The following is a 1,416-nucleotide window of genomic DNA, read 5'->3' on the forward strand; positions in this document are numbered from 1 at the left end:
CCAGGCATTCGACACCGCCTTCGACGGACGCCTCACCAACAACCGAATCTGAACCTACAAACCAACCACGGTTACACCGTCTACTGGACAGACCCGGACGGGCGCGAGTCAATGGGCCTCGGAGCGGCGATCGGCGCGCTGGTCATCGAGCGGGTTTGGGAGCTCCCAGCCGCCGGCGCGGCGCTGCGGGACCGGTGGGCGGTATTTGCCCTCGCCGGACACGTCGCAGCCGCGGCGTTCGACCCGGACTTCGGTCAGCTCACCGTGTGTCCGGAGTCGTCAGCGTTGGCGGCGAAGGCGCGCCTGGAACAGACCGGGGTCATTGGAGCCGCCAAACAGGCGGCGGGCCGCACCGCGGTGAGCGCCCTGCGGATCCTGCCGCCCGGTGCCGTGCCCGCACCCGACCCGGCCGATGTCGCTTCGGTGGCCCTGGTCGACGTTGCCGTGGGTCCGGTGAGGACGAGAGAGACGGCGTGCGAGGGGTACTGCAGCGCGCTTGCCGCGCACCAGGAGGTCGCCTCGCCGCGCCGGGTGTCCCGGGTATCGCGGAGGCGGTAGAGCGGCAGTCCGCCGCGATGCGCGAGCTGTCCCGCCGCGCGTTCCCCGAATCCGATGTCGTCCCGAGGGAAATGAGAACGGCTGGTGACCCCCGTTGGGTGGGGGGCAACCGGCCGTGTGTGTCGCAGGGGCAGATTGCGACCGGCCAGGTCGGGCTGCTGGCCGAGCCGTGGCGACCTGATTCCTGCCGCTGACCGCGGTCCGTCGAGGCGGCCGTCGCCCGGCGTTAGCAAAGAGGAGCCGGCCCCGGTGGTGGCCAGGAGGGTGCTGTGCCCGCCGGTGAGGCCCTCTTGCAGGACGCCCCCTTGGCTCCGGCCTCGCCGACGCGACGCTTTGGCTCTCCTTGACGGTCGTCCTGACGAATCCTTACACCACCAGCCCACCCGAATGTAATGTGCGTCACTCAAATGTTCGGGGCCGGGGTGACCTTAGGCGGGCGGTGCATATATATGCAGGTGGGGCATTGGTGTAGACCTGTCAGGTCTGTGCTGATTCAACGATCACTCGCGAACCCGCGGGCCGCCGGAAATTCTCCCGGGGGCGGTTGAGCGACAGGCGGCAGAAATCACTTAACCTCGCTGTTTCGGTTGGGGTGCGGCTGAGGGTTGGGTAGAAACGCAAAAGTGCCTTCCTGAGCTGGGACGATGGACCTTGTCTAGGGGCTCTGTCGTCGCCAGAGGAAGGCACTTTCTGCGTGAAGGATATCGGTTCGCGGCCCCGGCTTGTCCATAGGAGCAGAGGGCTTCCAATGCTGGATGAATCAGAGGGTCCGGGCGAGGTGGTCGGGATTGGTGAAGGCGGTGTTGGCCAGCGGGCCGCGCCGCAGGAGTGACCAGATACCCTCGACCGGGTTGAGGT

1 protein-coding gene and 1 pseudogene are annotated in these 1,416 nt (G+C 67.5%); one reads left to right on the forward strand and one right to left on the reverse strand.

The window, feature by feature from the left end; genetic code table 11:
• Positions 1–558 (forward strand): DciA family protein (locus ACZ53N_RS37405; RefSeq protein WP_469145143.1); only part of this gene is annotated, 558 nt, incomplete at its 5' end.
• A gap of 763 nt (positions 559–1,321) precedes the next feature.
• Here ACZ53N_RS37405 and ACZ53N_RS37410 read toward each other — a convergent pair.
• Positions 1,322–1,416 (reverse strand): annotated as a pseudogene (locus tag ACZ53N_RS37410) (transposase); the annotation flags it as partial.

The organism is Streptomyces sp. NPDC033229 (assembly GCF_055576875.1).